This is a genomic window from Qipengyuania aquimaris, from assembly GCF_009827445.1.
Classification (GTDB): Bacteria; Pseudomonadota; Alphaproteobacteria; order Sphingomonadales; family Sphingomonadaceae; genus Qipengyuania; species Qipengyuania aquimaris.
The window spans coordinates 2,346,394-2,360,394 of record NZ_WTYI01000001.1 but is presented as its reverse complement, the minus strand read 5'-3'; the positions used below and the strand labels follow the sequence as shown (position 1 = coordinate 2,360,394).

General features: G+C 62.4%; 12 protein-coding genes. 5 read left to right on the top strand and 7 right to left on the bottom strand.

What is annotated here, in order from left to right; translation table 11 throughout:
• Positions 1-45: 45 nt before the first annotated feature.
• From argF to GRI34_RS13440, 3 genes are all read right to left on the bottom strand, one after another.
• Complete coding sequence (gene argF / locus GRI34_RS11600; RefSeq protein WP_160596060.1) at positions 46-978, bottom strand: ornithine carbamoyltransferase; 933 nt, start codon at positions 976-978, stop codon at positions 46-48.
• Positions 979-983: 5 nt separating this feature from the next.
• On the bottom strand, positions 984-2,171 hold the full coding sequence (locus GRI34_RS11595; protein ID WP_160596059.1) for an aspartate aminotransferase family protein: 1,188 nt from the start codon (positions 2,169-2,171) through the stop codon (positions 984-986).
• Between the two features lie 133 nt (positions 2,172-2,304).
• Complete coding sequence (locus GRI34_RS13440) at positions 2,305-3,072, bottom strand: cold-shock protein (protein WP_160596058.1); 768 nt, start codon at positions 3,070-3,072, stop codon at positions 2,305-2,307.
• 256 nt (positions 3,073-3,328) lie between these two features.
• Between GRI34_RS13440 and GRI34_RS11585 the strand changes: the two genes are divergently transcribed.
• Both GRI34_RS11585 and GRI34_RS11580 read left to right on the top strand, forming a co-directional pair.
• The gene (locus GRI34_RS11585; protein WP_160596057.1) at positions 3,329-4,147 is read left to right on the top strand and encodes a TerC family protein; all 819 of its coding nucleotides are present in this window, start codon (positions 3,329-3,331) and stop codon (positions 4,145-4,147) included.
• Positions 4,144-4,584 (top strand): TIGR01244 family sulfur transferase, encoded by a 441-nt coding sequence (locus GRI34_RS11580; protein ID WP_160596056.1) that lies wholly within the window; start codon positions 4,144-4,146, stop codon positions 4,582-4,584. Before GRI34_RS11585 ends, GRI34_RS11580 begins: the two co-directional genes overlap by 4 nt.
• Here GRI34_RS11580 and GRI34_RS11575 read toward each other — a convergent pair whose 3' ends face one another.
• Positions 4,585-6,003, bottom strand: coding sequence for an amidohydrolase (locus tag GRI34_RS11575; protein WP_160596055.1), 1,419 nt, complete (start codon positions 6,001-6,003; stop codon positions 4,585-4,587).
• A gap of 62 nt (positions 6,004-6,065) precedes the next feature.
• Between GRI34_RS11575 and GRI34_RS11570 the strand changes: the two genes are divergently transcribed.
• From GRI34_RS11570 to GRI34_RS11560, 3 genes are read left to right on the top strand one after another with little or no spacing between them, the layout of a single operon-like run.
• Entirely contained in the window at positions 6,066-6,467 is a 402-nt protein-coding gene (locus GRI34_RS11570) for a hypothetical protein (RefSeq protein WP_199800162.1), read from the top strand.
• Between the two features lie 9 nt (positions 6,468-6,476).
• Entirely contained in the window at positions 6,477-7,382 is a 906-nt protein-coding gene (locus tag GRI34_RS11565) for a sterol desaturase family protein (protein WP_160596054.1), read from the top strand.
• Positions 7,383-7,440: 58 nt separating this feature from the next.
• Complete coding sequence (locus tag GRI34_RS11560; RefSeq protein ID WP_160596053.1) at positions 7,441-9,027, top strand: GMC family oxidoreductase; 1,587 nt, start codon at positions 7,441-7,443, stop codon at positions 9,025-9,027.
• Here the strand turns inward: GRI34_RS11560 and GRI34_RS11555 are convergent.
• The 3 genes from GRI34_RS11555 to GRI34_RS11545 all read right to left on the bottom strand — a co-directional run bounded on the left by GRI34_RS11555 (position 9,024) and on the right by GRI34_RS11545 (position 13,984).
• Entirely contained in the window at positions 9,024-9,557 is a 534-nt protein-coding gene (locus tag GRI34_RS11555; RefSeq protein WP_160596052.1) for a GNAT family N-acetyltransferase, read from the bottom strand. The two genes, GRI34_RS11560 and GRI34_RS11555, sit on opposite strands and share 4 nt — an antisense overlap.
• A 68-nt stretch (positions 9,558-9,625) precedes the next feature.
• A complete protein-coding gene (locus GRI34_RS11550; protein WP_160596051.1) occupies positions 9,626-12,310 on the bottom strand; it encodes a TonB-dependent receptor plug domain-containing protein in 2,685 nt (894 codons plus the stop codon).
• A gap of 333 nt (positions 12,311-12,643) precedes the next feature.
• A complete protein-coding gene (locus GRI34_RS11545) occupies positions 12,644-13,984 on the bottom strand; it encodes an ammonium transporter (protein ID WP_160596050.1) in 1,341 nt (446 codons plus the stop codon).
• Positions 13,985-14,001 lie beyond the last annotated feature (17 nt).

The following is a 14,001-nucleotide window of genomic DNA, read 5'->3' as shown; positions in this document are numbered from 1 at the left end:
GGCGCAATATGGTGCGGCGCGCCCGGATTTACAGACCCCCGATGGCTAGCCCAGCAATCCGTGACACCAGAGCAGAATGGATTTCTGCGCGTGAATGCGGTTTTCGGCCTCGTCGAAGACGACCGACTGGGCACCTTCGAAGACTGCTTCGCTCACTTCTTCGCCGACATGGGCGGGCAGGCAGTGCAGGAATTTAGCATCCGCTTTCGCCAGCGCCATCAAGTATTCGTCGACTTGGAAAGGCGCCATCGCTGCAAGCTTGGCTTCAGCGTGGTCCTGCCCCATCGAAACCCATGTATCCGTCACGACCACATCCGCGCCGCGCGCCGCTTCGACGGCATCGTTGGTCAGCGTCACTTCGCAACCGGCCGACCGCGCCATATCGACGAATTCGGCATCCGGCTCATAGCCACCGGGGGTTCCTACGCGAACGTTGAACTTGAACAGGGCGGCTGCCTCCAGAATGGAATGCAGCACATTGTTGCCATCCCCTAGCCACGCAAGCTCGAGGCCGGGCAAGGCCTTGCCATGCTCGACCAGTGTCAGAAGATCGGCCACGATCTGGCAGGGATGCGAGCGGTCCGTGAGGCCATTGACGACCGGCACGCTCGCGTGATGGGCAAGTTCCTGCGCTTTCGCATGGTCGTCTGTGCGGATCATGATCGCATCGACCATCCGGCTCAGCACGCGGGCGGTGTCGGCGATGCTTTCACCCCGGCCAAGCTGGCTGGTGCCAGCATCGAGGATCAGGCTGGTGCCACCGAGTTGGCGCATCGCCATGTCGAAGCTCACGCGGGTGCGCGTCGAATTCTTCTCGAAAATCATGCCGAGTACGTGACCCGCAAGCGGCTGGTCCGCGTCCGGCCTGCCCCTTGGCCAGTTTGCGCGGGCCGCCTTGCGGTCCTGCGCATCGGCGAGCATGGCGGCGATCGCATCCCCACCCGCATCCGGCAGGTCAAGGAAATGCTTCACCGCCATTCTCCTCAGCTTTCCGGGTCGAAGCTGGCCGCGCCTGCGGAAAGCTTGTCGAGGAATTCGTCGAATTCCGCATCGCCTGCCACCAGCGGCGGTAGGACACGCAGCGTCTGGTCGCCTGCAGCAACGCATAGCAGCTGGTGGTTGTCGCGCAGGTGGACGAAGAACGGCCGGCTTTCGACCTTCATGCGGATACCGAGCATCAGGCCCTTGCCCCGCACGAAATCGAACAGGTCGGGATAGTTTCCGATGAATTGCTCGAGGCGGCTGCGCAGGCGTTCGCCCTTTTCGGTGACTTCGGCGAGGAATTCGTCATTCGCGACAGCGTCCATCACGGCCATGCCTGCTGCCATCGCCAAGGGATTGCCGCCATAGGTGGATCCGTGCGTGCCGAAGCCCATTCCGCGCGCAGCCTTTTCGGTCGCGAGGCAGGCGCCGAGCGGGAAGCCGCCGCCGATGCCCTTGGCGCTGGCCATCACATCGGGTTCGACGCCGTAGTGTTCGTACGCATAGAGCTTGCCGGTGCGGGCGACGCCGCACTGCACTTCGTCGAGAACAAGCATGAGATCGTGTTCGTCGCACATGGCCTTGAGGCCGTGGATGAATTCGTCCGATGCCGGGCGGATACCGCCTTCGCCCTGGATAGGTTCGACGAGGAAGCCTGCCGTCTTGTCGCTGACGAGCGCCTTCGCACTCTCCAGATTGTCGAACTCGGCATACTGGAAGCCTGCGAGCAAGGGGTGGAAGCCCTTGTGCATCTTTTCCTGATTGGAGGCGCTGATGGTCGCCATCGTGCGGCCATGGAAAGCGTTGGTGAAGGTGATGAGCTCGGTGCGGTTCGAGTCGCCATCTCCATGCTGGTGATATGCGCGCGCAGTTTTGATCGCGGTTTCGACAGCCTCTGCACCGGAGTTAGTGAAGAACACCGTGTCGGCGAAAGTTTTGTCTACGAGCCGCTGAGCCAGTTCTTCGCCCTGCGGACTGCCGTAGAGGTTCGAGACGTGCATGAGCTTCTCGGCCTGGCGCTGGATCGCCCCGATCAGCCCCTTGTGGCTATGGCCGAGCAGGTTGACCGCGATGCCGCTGGCGAAATCGAGATAGCGCGTGCCATCTTCGTCGATGAGGTGACAGTGATCACCTTCGACGGGACGAACGCCGCAACGCGGGTATACGGGCATCAGCGGGGTAATCGACATCGGACCTCCGGTATTCTTGAAAAGCGGAACGACAAATGGCGGCCCCGAACGGGAACCGCCATCTGCGTAATGATCGACGATCTATTGCTTCTGCAACGCCGGGTCAAACCGGCGCTACGGAAACCGGCGGAAATTATTCCGCAGGTACGAGATTGACCGCCGAATACTTGCCTCGTCGATCGACCTCGAGATCGAACTCGTAGCGTTCGCCCTCGTTGATGGCCGACAGACCCGAACGCTCGACCGCGCTGATGTGAACGAAAGCGTCGGGCTGTCCGTCGTCGCGAGTCAGGAAGCCGAAGCCCTTCATCGAGTTGAAGAACTTGACCGTCCCGGTCGCCTTTTCGCCGGTCAGTTCGCGGCGCGGAGCTTCGCTGCGCGACTCGACTGCGATGACATCGCCGACAACCTGCAGGTCCTGCGCCGACACCTTGCCGCCGCGATCCACGAGGTTGAATTCCAGTTCCTGTCCTTCGGCCAGGCCTTCGAGACCGGCACGCTCGACTGCGCTAATGTGGACGAAGATGTCTTCCCCGCCAGTGTCCTGCTGGATGAATCCGAAGCCCTTCTGCGAATTGAAGAACTTCACCTTGCCCTCGCCGGTGCCGACAACCTGGGCAGGCATGCGGTTACCACCGCCGCCACCACCACCGCCGCCGCCGCCGCGCGGTCCGCCGCCGAAGCCGCCACCACCGCCGCCGCGATTGCCGCCGCCGAAGCGGTCACCACCGCCTCCACCGCCGAAACGATCGTTGCCGCCACCGAAGCGGTCACCGCCGCCACCGAAGCCGCCGCCCTGCTGGTCGAAACCGCCGCCCGGACCACCGAAGGGATCGTAGCTGTCTTCCCCGAAACCGTCCCGCTTGTCCCGTCCGCGGCGGCGCCCTCTGTCGTAACCCATAACCCTGCAAATACCTTGTCGTTCAGCTCGAAACTCACTGCGAACGGCGCGGGAGCTGAAACGCGCCGGACGCGGGCAGACACGAGCGAAATGCGCGAGACCTACCCCTCAAACCATTACGCATAGCGCAAAACCGCGCGTCAAGCGAATGATTTAGCATTTACACCAAGTGTCGCGAGCGATTGTGACATTTTCGCATGAAATCGCGCAGGTTTCTTCACTTGCATGGGCGACCGGGCTTCGGCATCGGGTCGGAATGGAAATTGTGCAGCTCCTCAGCGACCCGGCAGCCTGGCTTGCGTTGCTCACGCTAATCGCCCTCGAGGTCGTCCTCGGTATCGACAATCTCATCTTCATCGCGATCCTGTCCAACAAGCTGCCCGAACACCAGCAACAGCGCGCGCGGCGTATCGGACTGGCACTGGCGCTGATCATGCGGATCGGCATGCTGCTCTTGATCGGCTGGCTCGTCACATTGCAGACCCCGCTGTTCGATCTCGGGATCGTGGGCCCTCCGGTCGAGGGGACCAATAAGGCGAGCTTCGAGACGGCGTTTTCCGGTCGCGACCTCATCCTCCTGGCAGGCGGCCTGTTCCTGCTGTGGAAGGCCACCAAGGAAATCCACCATTCGATGGAGCCGGAGGACGATTCGGGTGACCTCCTCGACAAGACCCCGGGCGTAGCCGCAGCTGCCACTGCCACCTTTGGCGCCGTCATCGCGCAGATCGTCGCCATCGACCTCGTGTTCTCAGTCGATTCGATCCTCACCGCGGTCGGCATGACGGACGACATCCCTATCATGGTCACGGCAGTCGTTATCACCGTCGGCATCATGATGGTGGCAGCAGATCCGCTGGCAAGCTTTATCGAGAAGAACCCGACGCTGGTCATGCTTGCCCTTGCTTTCCTCGTGATGATCGGCCTGGTGCTGATCGCGGACGGCTTCGGCTTCCATGTGCCGAAAGGCTATATCTACGCCGCCATGGGCTTCTCGGTCGGGGTGGAGATTCTCAACATCGTCCAACGCCAACGCCGGGCCAAAGCCGCCGCGCTCGCCAAGGGAGACGCCGCATGACCGAATTCCGCAGGATCACCGACACATTCTACGCCAGCCCGCAAATCGATCCCGCACAAGTAGCGGAAGCAAAGGCGCAGGCCTTCACCCTGATCGTAAACAATCGTCCCGATGGCGAGGAAGCCGGCCAGCCTGGAAGTTCGGCGATCGAATCCGCCGCGCGCGAAGCCGGCCTGGACTACATTGCGATCCCGGTCAGCTCGGCAGGCTTCAGCCAGCCGCAAGTCGAAGCCTTGCGCGATGCCCTTGGCAAAGCTGAGGGCAAAGTCCTGGGCTTCTGCCGGTCCGGCACCCGCTCGACCTTCCTGTGGTCGCTTGCCCAGGCTGCCGATGGTGCTGAACCCGACACGGTGGCCGCAGCAGCGCGCAGCGGTGGCTACGATGTCTCGCCCATTCGACCGGCCATGGATGCGCTGTACGCCAACGCCCGCGACTGATTACTCGCGATAATCGAGCGGGGGATCGCGGTCCCCTAGCAGCGAAACGTATTCGTAGTCTTCGCCCCGCGCAGCGTCGAATTCCGCGCGCGCCGCGTTGCGCATTTCCTCGTTCGTATAGAGTTCCGCTGCCATCAGGGTCAGCGCCTTGGCGGCCAGCTGGGCACCCTTGTGCCCGATCGAATGACCGCTTGCTGCCACTGCCTGCCAGCTGTGTGCGCTCGTGCCGGGCACCCAGGTCGCGGTGCGCACGCCGACAGTCGGGGTCGCCCAGGACACGTCGCCTACATCGGTAGAGCCATAGCCAAGCGTCTTTGCGTAGGGCTGCACCTTGCCCGCCTCTTCGAGCGGTTCGGCATTCTCGCCGAAGCTCGTCGAAATTTCCTCGGCCCAGGCACGTTCTTCCGCGGTGTACTCGATCCCGCCAAGGCTACGCAGCTTGCGATCCATCGCGCGGGCCAGCGTCTCGTTGACGAGCAACGGGTTGTTGCCATGGATCACCTCCCACTCGACCTCCGTGCCCGTGCCCATTGCAGCGCCTTTTGCCGCCGCTTCCAGACGGGTCCACAGCGCCTGGACCTCGGCAGCATCCGAATGCCGCACGTAATAGAAGACCTCGGCAAAATCGGGGATGACGTTCGGGGCCGATCCACCCTCGGTGATGACGTAGTGGATGCGCGTGTCCATGCTGGTGTGCTCGCGCATCATGTTGACCATCATGTTCATGGCCTCGACCCCGTCGAGCGCGCTGCGACCGCGTTCGGGAGCGCCGGCAGCATGGGCGGAGATGCCCCTGAACCTGAACTTTGCAGAGCGGTTGGCGAGGCTGGTCCGGGCCGCTGCACTATTTTCATCGGCGGCGTGCCAGTGAAGCGCGATATCGACATCGTCGAACAGCCCGGCGCGAGTCATGTAAACCTTGCCAGACCCGCCCTCTTCGGCCGGCGTGCCATAGAGCCGGATGCGCCCGGGCGTCCCGGTCTTTTCCAGCCAACGTTTGACCGCAATCGCCGCAGTCAGCGAACCGCCTGCAAACAGATTGTGGCCACAGGCATGCCCAGCGCCATGTTCCGATTGCTCGCGCGTGGGCGCAGCGGTCTGGCTGATGCCGGGCAAAGCGTCGTATTCGGCAAGGATCGCGATTACCGGGCCGCCTTCGCCCCATTCGGCGAGGAACGCGGTGGGAATATCTGCAATGCCGGCCTCAACCTGGAAACCCTCGCTCTGCAACTCATCCTGCAGCAGCCCGCTCGAGCGGTTCTCAAGATAGCCGAGCTCGGCCCAGTCCCAGATTTGCTGCGAAACGCGCGCCGTGCGGTCACCCTGCGCCTCGACTTCCGCCACCGGGTCCGCAGTTTGTGCAGCAAGGGGCGTGGAAAGGCAGGCGGCGACCAGAGGTATCAGGGCGAGGTTTTTCATTGTGCATCTCTCCGTTTAGACAAGCTTGCCGCAAAGCGAAGCGCGTGCCAATCGGTATCGCCATGGATATCCCACCCGCCCTCCTTCAGTTCCTCGGATCGCTGGTTGCCATCCTTGCGCTGGCAGGCCTGGCCTTCGCCTTGCGGCTGGGGCCAGCGCCGCGCCTCAAGGACGAGCAAGCGGCTCGCGCGGCCGCAGACGAAGCGGTCAGCGGTTTCGATCCGGTGGACATCGCGCTCGATCGGGGCGGCGCCGGCGCACTCATGCGCGATGCGGCAGGGCGCATCCTGCTGCTCCGGCAGCACGGGAGCCATTTTGCAGGACGCGTGCTGTCCGGCGCAGCGCAAGTCTCTCGCGACGGCAATGCCCTGCTGATCGACACGGCGGAGAAACGCTATGGTACGGCGCGCCTTGAGATCCCCGATCCTTCAGCTTGGATGCAGGCGATCGAGGCGATACAGTAGCGCATAGCCATGCACGATTTCTCACCCACCGAACTGGCTGTTCCAGGCTTCGTCGCCCTCGTCTTGATCGAGATGGTCTGGGCCTGGCGCAAGCGACCGGAAAGCTACGAGCCGAAGGATACGCTCACCAGCCTTGCATTCGGCCTCGGCAGTACGGTCGCCGGATTGCTGTTCGGGGGCCTGTTTTTCGCGCTGTTCCTGTGGGTCTGGCAGTTCCGCCTGTTCGACATCGAATGGAGCTGGTGGGCCTTTGCGCTGTGCTTCGTGCTCGACGACCTCAAATATTACTGGGTGCATCGCTTCGGCCACCGGGTGCGGTGGTTCTGGGCGAGCCACGTGAACCACCATTCCAGCCAGCACTACAACCTGTCCACCGCGCTCCGCCAGACCTGGACCGGATTCCTCACGCTCGGCTTTGCTTTCGCGCTGCCGCTGGTGCTGATCGGCTTCCACCCCGGGATGATCGCGCTCGCGGGCGGGTTCAACCTCATCTACCAGTTCTGGATCCATACCGAAGCGATCGACAAGATGCCCCGCTGGTTCGAGGCAGTGATGAATACGCCCAGCCATCACCGCGTCCACCATGCCACCAACCCGCGCTATCTCGACCGCAACTATGCCGGCGTGTTCATCGTCTGGGACAAGATGTTCGGGACCTTCGAGCTGGAGGTGAAGGACGAGAAAATCCGCTACGGGATCGTCAAGCAGCTCGGCAGTTTCAACCTGCTGTGGGCGGTCTTCCATGAATGGATCGGCATAGCGCAGGACATGTGGCGCGCGCCTTGGGGCAGCAAGCTCGGCTACCTGCTGCGCGAGCCCGGCTGGACCCATGACGGTAGCCGCGAGACGAGCGACCAGATCCGCGCCGCCTGGCTCGAGCGGCAGGGGGGCGGCCCCAAAACAGGTTTCAAGTGAAAACCCGATTGCAGGTGACGCCGAGGCTGCCTAACCTCTCGAATCGAGAGGAGTAATCATGGACGAATTCGATGTAGTCGTTGTCGGTGGCGGCAGCGGAGGCAGTGCAGTCGCGGGGCGTCTGGCAGAAGCGGGCAAGCGCGTCTGCCTGCTCGAGGCAGGCCCGCGCAACAATGGCATGCTGGTGCGCACGCCGGGCTTTATGCCCTTCCTGCGCAACGCGTCGAACTATCGCTATGACACGGTCCCGCAAAAGGGCCTCAACGGGCGTATTGGATACCAGCCGCGCGGGCGTGGCCTTGGCGGATCCTCGGCCATCAACGCCATGGTCTACATCCGCGGCAATTCCTTCGATTACGACCAGTGGGAAAGCCTCGGCTGCACCGGCTGGTCCTATGATGATGTGCTGCCCTATTTCAAACGGGCCGAACACAATGTGCGCGGCGAAGACGAATTCCATGGCGACGACGGCCCTCTGTGGGTGAGCGACCAGAAATGGCCGAACCCGGGCAGCCTCGCCTTCGTCGAAGCAGCTGCCCAGTTGCAGCTGCCGCGCAATGCCGATTTCAACGGCGCAAAGCAGGAAGGCTTCGGCCTCTACCAAGTTACCCAGAAGGATGGCGAACGCTGGTCCGCCGCGCGCGCCTATGTCGAGCCCAAGCGGGGATCGAAGAACCTCGATATCAGGATCGGGGTCACCGTCCAGAAGCTCGAGATCGCGGACGGCCGCGTGACCGGGGTGACCTATTCGGCCGGCAAGCGCCGCCGCACCGTTACAGCCAGAGGCGGCGTGGTCCTGAGCGCCGGTGCATTCAATTCACCGCAGGTGCTCATGCTTTCCGGCATCGGCCCGGCCGAGCATCTGAAGGAGCATGGCATCGATGTCGTGATCGACAAGCCGGCCGTCGGATCAGACCTGCAGGATCACATCGACTATGTTTCCAGCTGGGAAACCGAGAGCAAGGAATTCATCGGCAGCAGCCTCGCCGGCACCGCCCGGATGGCGAAAGCCATCATCGAACATCGCCGCAAGCGGACCGGGATCATGACCACGCCCTATGCCGAGGCTGGTGGCTTCTGGAAGGTCATGGAGGATGCCCCCGCCCCGGACATCCAGTGGCACTTCGTGCCCGCAATGCTGGAAGATCATGGCCGGGAGAACGTCAAGGGTCATGGCTTCTCGCTCCATGCCTGCGTGCTGCGCCCGGAAAGCCGCGGGACGGTCCGCCTCGCCAGCCGCGAGGCGAGCGATGCGCCGGTGATCGACCCCAACTTCCTCGACGACGACCGCGACATCGCTGTCCTGCGCAAGGGCGTTCGCCTCTCGCATCGCATCGCGGAATCGCCGAGCCTTGCAAAGTACAATCCGCAGGACCGCTATCCCATCGATCTGGACGACGACGACCAGCTCGACGAGCTGATCCGCAACCGCGCCGATACCGTTTATCACCCGGTCGGAACCTGCCGGATGGGACCGAACGAGAGCGATGTCGTCGATCCCACGCTCAAGGCGCGCGGCGTCGAGGGTCTGTGGATCGCAGATGCATCGATCATGCCGCGTCTCGTCAGCGGCAACACCAACGCGCCGAGCATCATGATCGGCGAACGATGCGCCGACTTCGTGAAGGCGGAACTGGGCGCCTAGCGCGCGAGCCGCTTGGCCATGGTCGCAAGGGGGACGGGCACCGCGCCGTTGGTGTCCTCCCACTCGCTTTCCACCACATAGCCACAGCGCTCGTAGAACGGCTTGCCGGCCATGGTGGCTGCCATCTCGATTTCGGCGAAGCCTTCCTTCGCAGCAGCGGCCTCGGCTGTCTCCAGAATGAGACGACCGATACCCTTCTTCGTATGATCCGGATGGGTATACATCGCCCTGATCCGGGCGCGCTCGGTGGCGGGATCGAGGAGGCGCGGATCGCGTCCCGCCGAATGATTGCCGCCATATAAGGTCGCTCGGCGCGACCATCCTCCGCACCCGACGACGATGCCGTCTTCGACAACGCAGAAATAGGTCCCGTCGTCGATAAGCAAGCGATCAAGGCCCATTCCAGCCTTCGACGCCTCGATCTGCTCGTCCGTCAGATATCCGACCTGCAATTGCTCGATCGCAAGGTCCATGAGCTGGCGGATGTCCTCTTCGTCCTGATCGGTCGCAATTCTGATTTCGAGCATCATCAGGGCCTCAAACAAAAAGGGGCGACCATCAAGGCCGCCCCTTTTCAATCACTGTGTCTACCCCAGGCTTACCACTGGAAGCGGGCGCGCAGGTAGTAGCTGCCGCCGTTGAAGCCGAAGGGCGAACGTTCGCCGTACTTCGCACCGACGATGCCCGAATAAGGGTTCAACGTCGGATAGTTGTCGAACATGTTCTGCGCACCGACTGCCAGTTCAAGGCCGTCGATCACTTCGTAGCCAAGCTCCGCATCGAAGGTTAGCTCTGCCGATGCATCGATCGGAAGGGTCGAGTCCTCGAGGTGGGCTTCGTAGTAGCTGCCGAAGTAGTTGGCGCGCAGGAGTCCGCGGAAACGGCCCTGTTCGTGAGTGATGTTCAGGAAACCCTTCCACTTGGGCAGGCTTTCCTCCAGCTGGCGGACGCGGGTGGCCGAGATGGTTTCGCCAACATCGGTCACTTCCGTTTCGGTGTAGTTGATTGCCAGCGTTGCACGCGTCGTGCCGCCTTCGATCGGGTAGAGCCTTGCATTCGCGACGAAGTCGAGACCCTGCGTGCGGGTATCGAAGTCGTTGTTGAAGAAGGTGAAGGCCACGAGGTCTTCGAACCCGGTGAAGTCGTTGCGGTCGATCACCCCTGCACCATCAAGCTGCGTGAGCAGTTCTGCCGGGGCCGGCGTGAAGGTATCGGTGCAATTGTTTGCCACGCCTTCACTATTGGCAAGATAGCAGAGCGCTGCCGGGAAATCGATCGTCGACGAACGCGAGATGCGATCCTTCAGCTTGATGTTGAAGTAATCGAGCGTGACCGAGAAATCGCCCATGTCGCCAGCGACACCGAGGGTGAAGCTGTCGGCTTTTTCGGGCCCGAGGGTCGGACGGTCGAGGCCGAGGCCGCCATTGGCGACCGTGTCCGCAATGTAATCCGAAGCGATCAGGCCGGCAGGGCTGAACAGCGGGAAGGTGCCTTCGTCCTGTAGTTCGCCGTTGGAGAACTGCGTGGTGACGTTGATCACGTTCGCCTGGCCTGCGGTCGGGACGTGGAAACCGGTCGAATAGGTACCGCGAAGGCGCCATGCGTCCGACAGCTTGAACAGGCCGCCCAGTTTCCAGGTTACGGTATCGCCGAAGCTCTTGGTGTCTTCGTAACGAACCGCACCCTGCAGGGTGAGCGCGTCGATCAGGTCGGCTTCGATATCGATGTAAGCCGCCTTGTTATCTTCCTTGCTTGTGCCGGCCGAGTTGGTGGCGAAGCCAGGGAAGCCGTTCGAGCTGGTCGAGAAGCCCTGTCCGGTCGGATAGGCAGCACTCGGCTGGGCAAGCGGGCCAAGTTCGAACGAAGCCGGATCACCAGCCGTGATGCCGAATTCCTCGTCGCGATATTCGGCACCGGCTGCGACGTAGACATTACCTTCACCGACTTCGAGATTGTAACCGAGGTCGAGATTGATCACGTTTTCCGTCTGCGAATAGCCACCGGGGTTGAATTCGGTCGGCGTGTTCGGACCAAGCGAAGCGTTCACGGTGTTGCGGATCGAGAAGCTCGATTTGTTGCGACCGTGGCGATAGCTGAGGTCGAAATCGAGCGCATTGAACAACTGGCCACGGATACCCACAGCAGCCGAGTAATCCTCGATGTCGCCGCCGAAACGCGGGGTGAAGCCGCCCGGGAAAAGTTCGACGAACGAGAAGCAGTTCGAGTCCGCCGAGACCTGCGCCAGGATGGTGGGATCGGGAATCAGGCCACCCTGCGTCAGCGGGATACCGGCCGGGCAATCGCCTGCCGTATCGATCGAAAGGTCACCCACGAGGACCGAAGCGACACCGCCGTCTTCCTCGGCGAGCGGAGCCCCCGTCGCAGGATCGACGAAGGGTCCGGCATAGACGCCGCCACGATTGGTCGGGTTGCGGAAGAAGAAGCCGCCGTCGACGTTGCGCTCGGCGTAATTACCGAAAGCGTAGAGTTCGATAGCGGGCGAAAGCTCGAGGCCGAAATTGGCAAAGAACTTCATATCGTCGTTGACGTTCGGCTGGCCCCAGATCTGGGCCGGGTCGGCAACTGCGGTATTGCCGGCGGCGATCAGCGCGGCAGCGTCGTCGCGCTGTACGGAGCGGACAGTTGCATCGGATTCGCCATATTCGGCCGACAGGTTGAGGAAACCTGCTGCCGTGACCGGAATGCCGACATTGGCAGCGATGGTGTATTTGTCGCCGTCACCTTCGTAGGTTTCACCCCATTGTGCGGACACGGTGCCGCCGTCCGGGCTATCCTTGAGGATGAAGTTGAGAACGCCGGCAATGGCGTCCGAACCATATTGCGAGGATGCGCCGTCGCGAAGCACTTCGAGTTGCTTGATCGCGATCGACGGGATGACCGAGATATCGGGGCCTTGCGAACCGTCGGAAATACCGCCGCCAAGGAAGGCGATGACCGCGGCGCGGTGCTGACGCTTGCCGTTGACGAGAACGAGCGTGTTGTCGGGCGAGAGCCCGCGAAGGTTAGCAGGGCGTACCAGCGTGGCAGCATCCGAAATCGGCTGCGTCCCCACGTTGAACGAGGGCACCGAAACGCGAAGGACGTTGCCGATATCGCTATCGGCCTGGTTGTTCAGTTCTGCAGTGGAAACGATATCGACTGGTGCGACGGTATCTGCAGCCGAGCGGTCGGCCTGGCGGGTACCCGTGACGATAATGGCGCGGTCGGCCTCTTCGGCGGCGACTGCATCGGTTTCGATCCGCGTCTGAGAATCCTGTGCCATTGCAGGCGCGGAAGCGACCAGCGCTGCCGCGCCGCAAAGAAGCGCCGCACGCGTTGCTAGAAGACTATTGCGATTGTTAGTCATTACTCTCTCCTCCCGAGAACAAAGCTCAGTGATTGAATCTGACGCTTTGGAAGGAACGTGCGCAATAGTATTTCGTGCAATGACGAGTTTAGCGAAAAATAGTGTGACAGCTTTGCAACATAAAAAGAGGCCGGCCCCGTTAGGGAACCGGCCTGTTAAAGTCTTGTGTTCGCAGGAGGAACATGGGTGGGCGGGGCCGCCCGTGAGGAGAGAGGAGAGAGTTAGTAGGCGGCCCCGCCAAGTTGGTGATCAGTTGTAGGCACGTTCTCCGTGTTCGGAGATATCGAGGCCTTCGACTTCGGCGTCTTCGGTGACCCGCAGTCCGATCAGAGCCTTGACGATAAGGCCGGCGATCAAGGTGCCGATACCGGCCCAGGCGATCGTCACGAGTACGCTGTAGGTCTGGATCCAGAGCTGGGCGCCGAGAGCGGTCGATCCGTCTCCGGGTCCGCCGAGGAACGGCTGGTAGACGACTGCCGTACCGATGGCGCCGACGATGCCGCCCACGCCGTGGATACCGAATGCATCGAGGCTGTCGTCATAGCCGAACTTCATCTTCACCTTGGCGACGAAGATGTAGCAGACGGCCGAGCTCAGGATGCCGAGCAGGATCGCGCCGAACGGACCGCTGTTGCCAGCTGCCGGGGTGACGGCGACGAGGCCTGCGATAACGCCCGAGCAGAAGCCCAGCGCGCTGCCCTTGTGGCCCGCCGCCCGCTCGATGACCATCCAGGTCAGCGCACCGGCTGCAGTGGCGACGAAGGTGTTGATCATCGCAAGACCGGCCGAACCGTCGGCTTCCAGAGCCGAACCGGCGTTGAAGCCGAACCAGCCGACCCACAGCAGGCCCGTGCCGACCATGGTCAGCGTCAGGCTGTGCGGCATCATCGGTTCCTGCGGCCAGCCACGACGCTTGCCGAGAAGGTATGCGAGGACAAGGCCTGAGATACCGGCGTTGATGTGCACCACCGTACCGCCAGCGAAGTCGAGCGCGCCGTCTTCGAACAGCAGACCTCCGCCGGCCCACACCATGTGTGCGATCGGGAAGTAGACGATGGTCAGCCAGATCGGCACGAAGGCCATGACCGCACTGAACTTCATACGCTCTGCCGTGGCGCCCAGGATGAGGGCAGCGGTGATGGCTGCAAACGTCATCTGGAAGCTGATGAAGACATATTTGCTGATGACCTCGTCGGTGAAGGTCGCAGCCGTGCTGCTCGCGTCGGTACCGGCAAGGAAATAGCTGCCACCGCTGATGAAGAGGCCGAGAGTGCCTTCATAAGTGGTATCGCCGAAGGCAAGGCTGTAGCCCCACATCACCCAGATCAGCATTGCGAGCGCGGCAGTGGCGCCGATCTGTGTCATGGTGGAAAGCATGTTCTTGGAACGGGTCAGGCCGCCATAGAACAGGGCCAGGCCCGGAAGGATCATCAGCATCACCAGGACGGTGGCGGTCATCATCCAGGCGTTGTTGCCGGGGTTGGGCACGGCGGCAGCCGCTTCGGCGGCCTCCTGTGCGAAAGCTGCCGTGGCAATGGTGAACGAGGCGGCAAGGACGCCGGCCCCGGTAAGAATCTTACGCATGGTCATGGTGCTCTCCTTGCGGC

Excerpts from the sequence above, each read along its gene's own strand:
- GRI34_RS11545 (WP_160596050.1), bottom strand. The coding sequence starts at position 13,984 with ATGACCATGCGTAAGATTCTTACCGGGGCCGGCGTCCTTGCCGCCTCG.
- GRI34_RS11555 (WP_160596052.1), bottom strand. The coding sequence starts at position 9,557 with ATGATGCTCGAAATCAGAATTGCGACCGATCAGGACGAAGAGGACATC.
- argF (WP_160596060.1), bottom strand. The coding sequence starts at position 978 with ATGGCGGTGAAGCATTTCCTTGACCTGCCGGATGCGGGTGGGGATGCG.
- GRI34_RS11550 (WP_160596051.1), bottom strand. The coding sequence starts at position 12,310 with ATGGCACAGGATTCTCAGACGCGGATCGAAACCGATGCAGTCGCCGCC.
- GRI34_RS11595 (WP_160596059.1), bottom strand. The coding sequence starts at position 2,171 with ATGTCGATTACCCCGCTGATGCCCGTATACCCGCGTTGCGGCGTTCGT.
- GRI34_RS11560 (WP_160596053.1), top strand. The coding sequence starts at position 7,441 with ATGGACGAATTCGATGTAGTCGTTGTCGGTGGCGGCAGCGGAGGCAGT.
- GRI34_RS11570 (WP_199800162.1), top strand. The coding sequence starts at position 6,066 with ATGGATATCCCACCCGCCCTCCTTCAGTTCCTCGGATCGCTGGTTGCC.
- GRI34_RS11580 (WP_160596056.1), top strand. The coding sequence starts at position 4,144 with ATGACCGAATTCCGCAGGATCACCGACACATTCTACGCCAGCCCGCAA.
- GRI34_RS13440 (WP_160596058.1), bottom strand. The coding sequence starts at position 3,072 with ATGGGTTACGACAGAGGGCGCCGCCGCGGACGGGACAAGCGGGACGGT.
- GRI34_RS11565 (WP_160596054.1), top strand. The coding sequence starts at position 6,477 with ATGCACGATTTCTCACCCACCGAACTGGCTGTTCCAGGCTTCGTCGCC.
- GRI34_RS11585 (WP_160596057.1), top strand. The coding sequence starts at position 3,329 with ATGGAAATTGTGCAGCTCCTCAGCGACCCGGCAGCCTGGCTTGCGTTG.
- GRI34_RS11575 (WP_160596055.1), bottom strand. The coding sequence starts at position 6,003 with ATGAAAAACCTCGCCCTGATACCTCTGGTCGCCGCCTGCCTTTCCACG.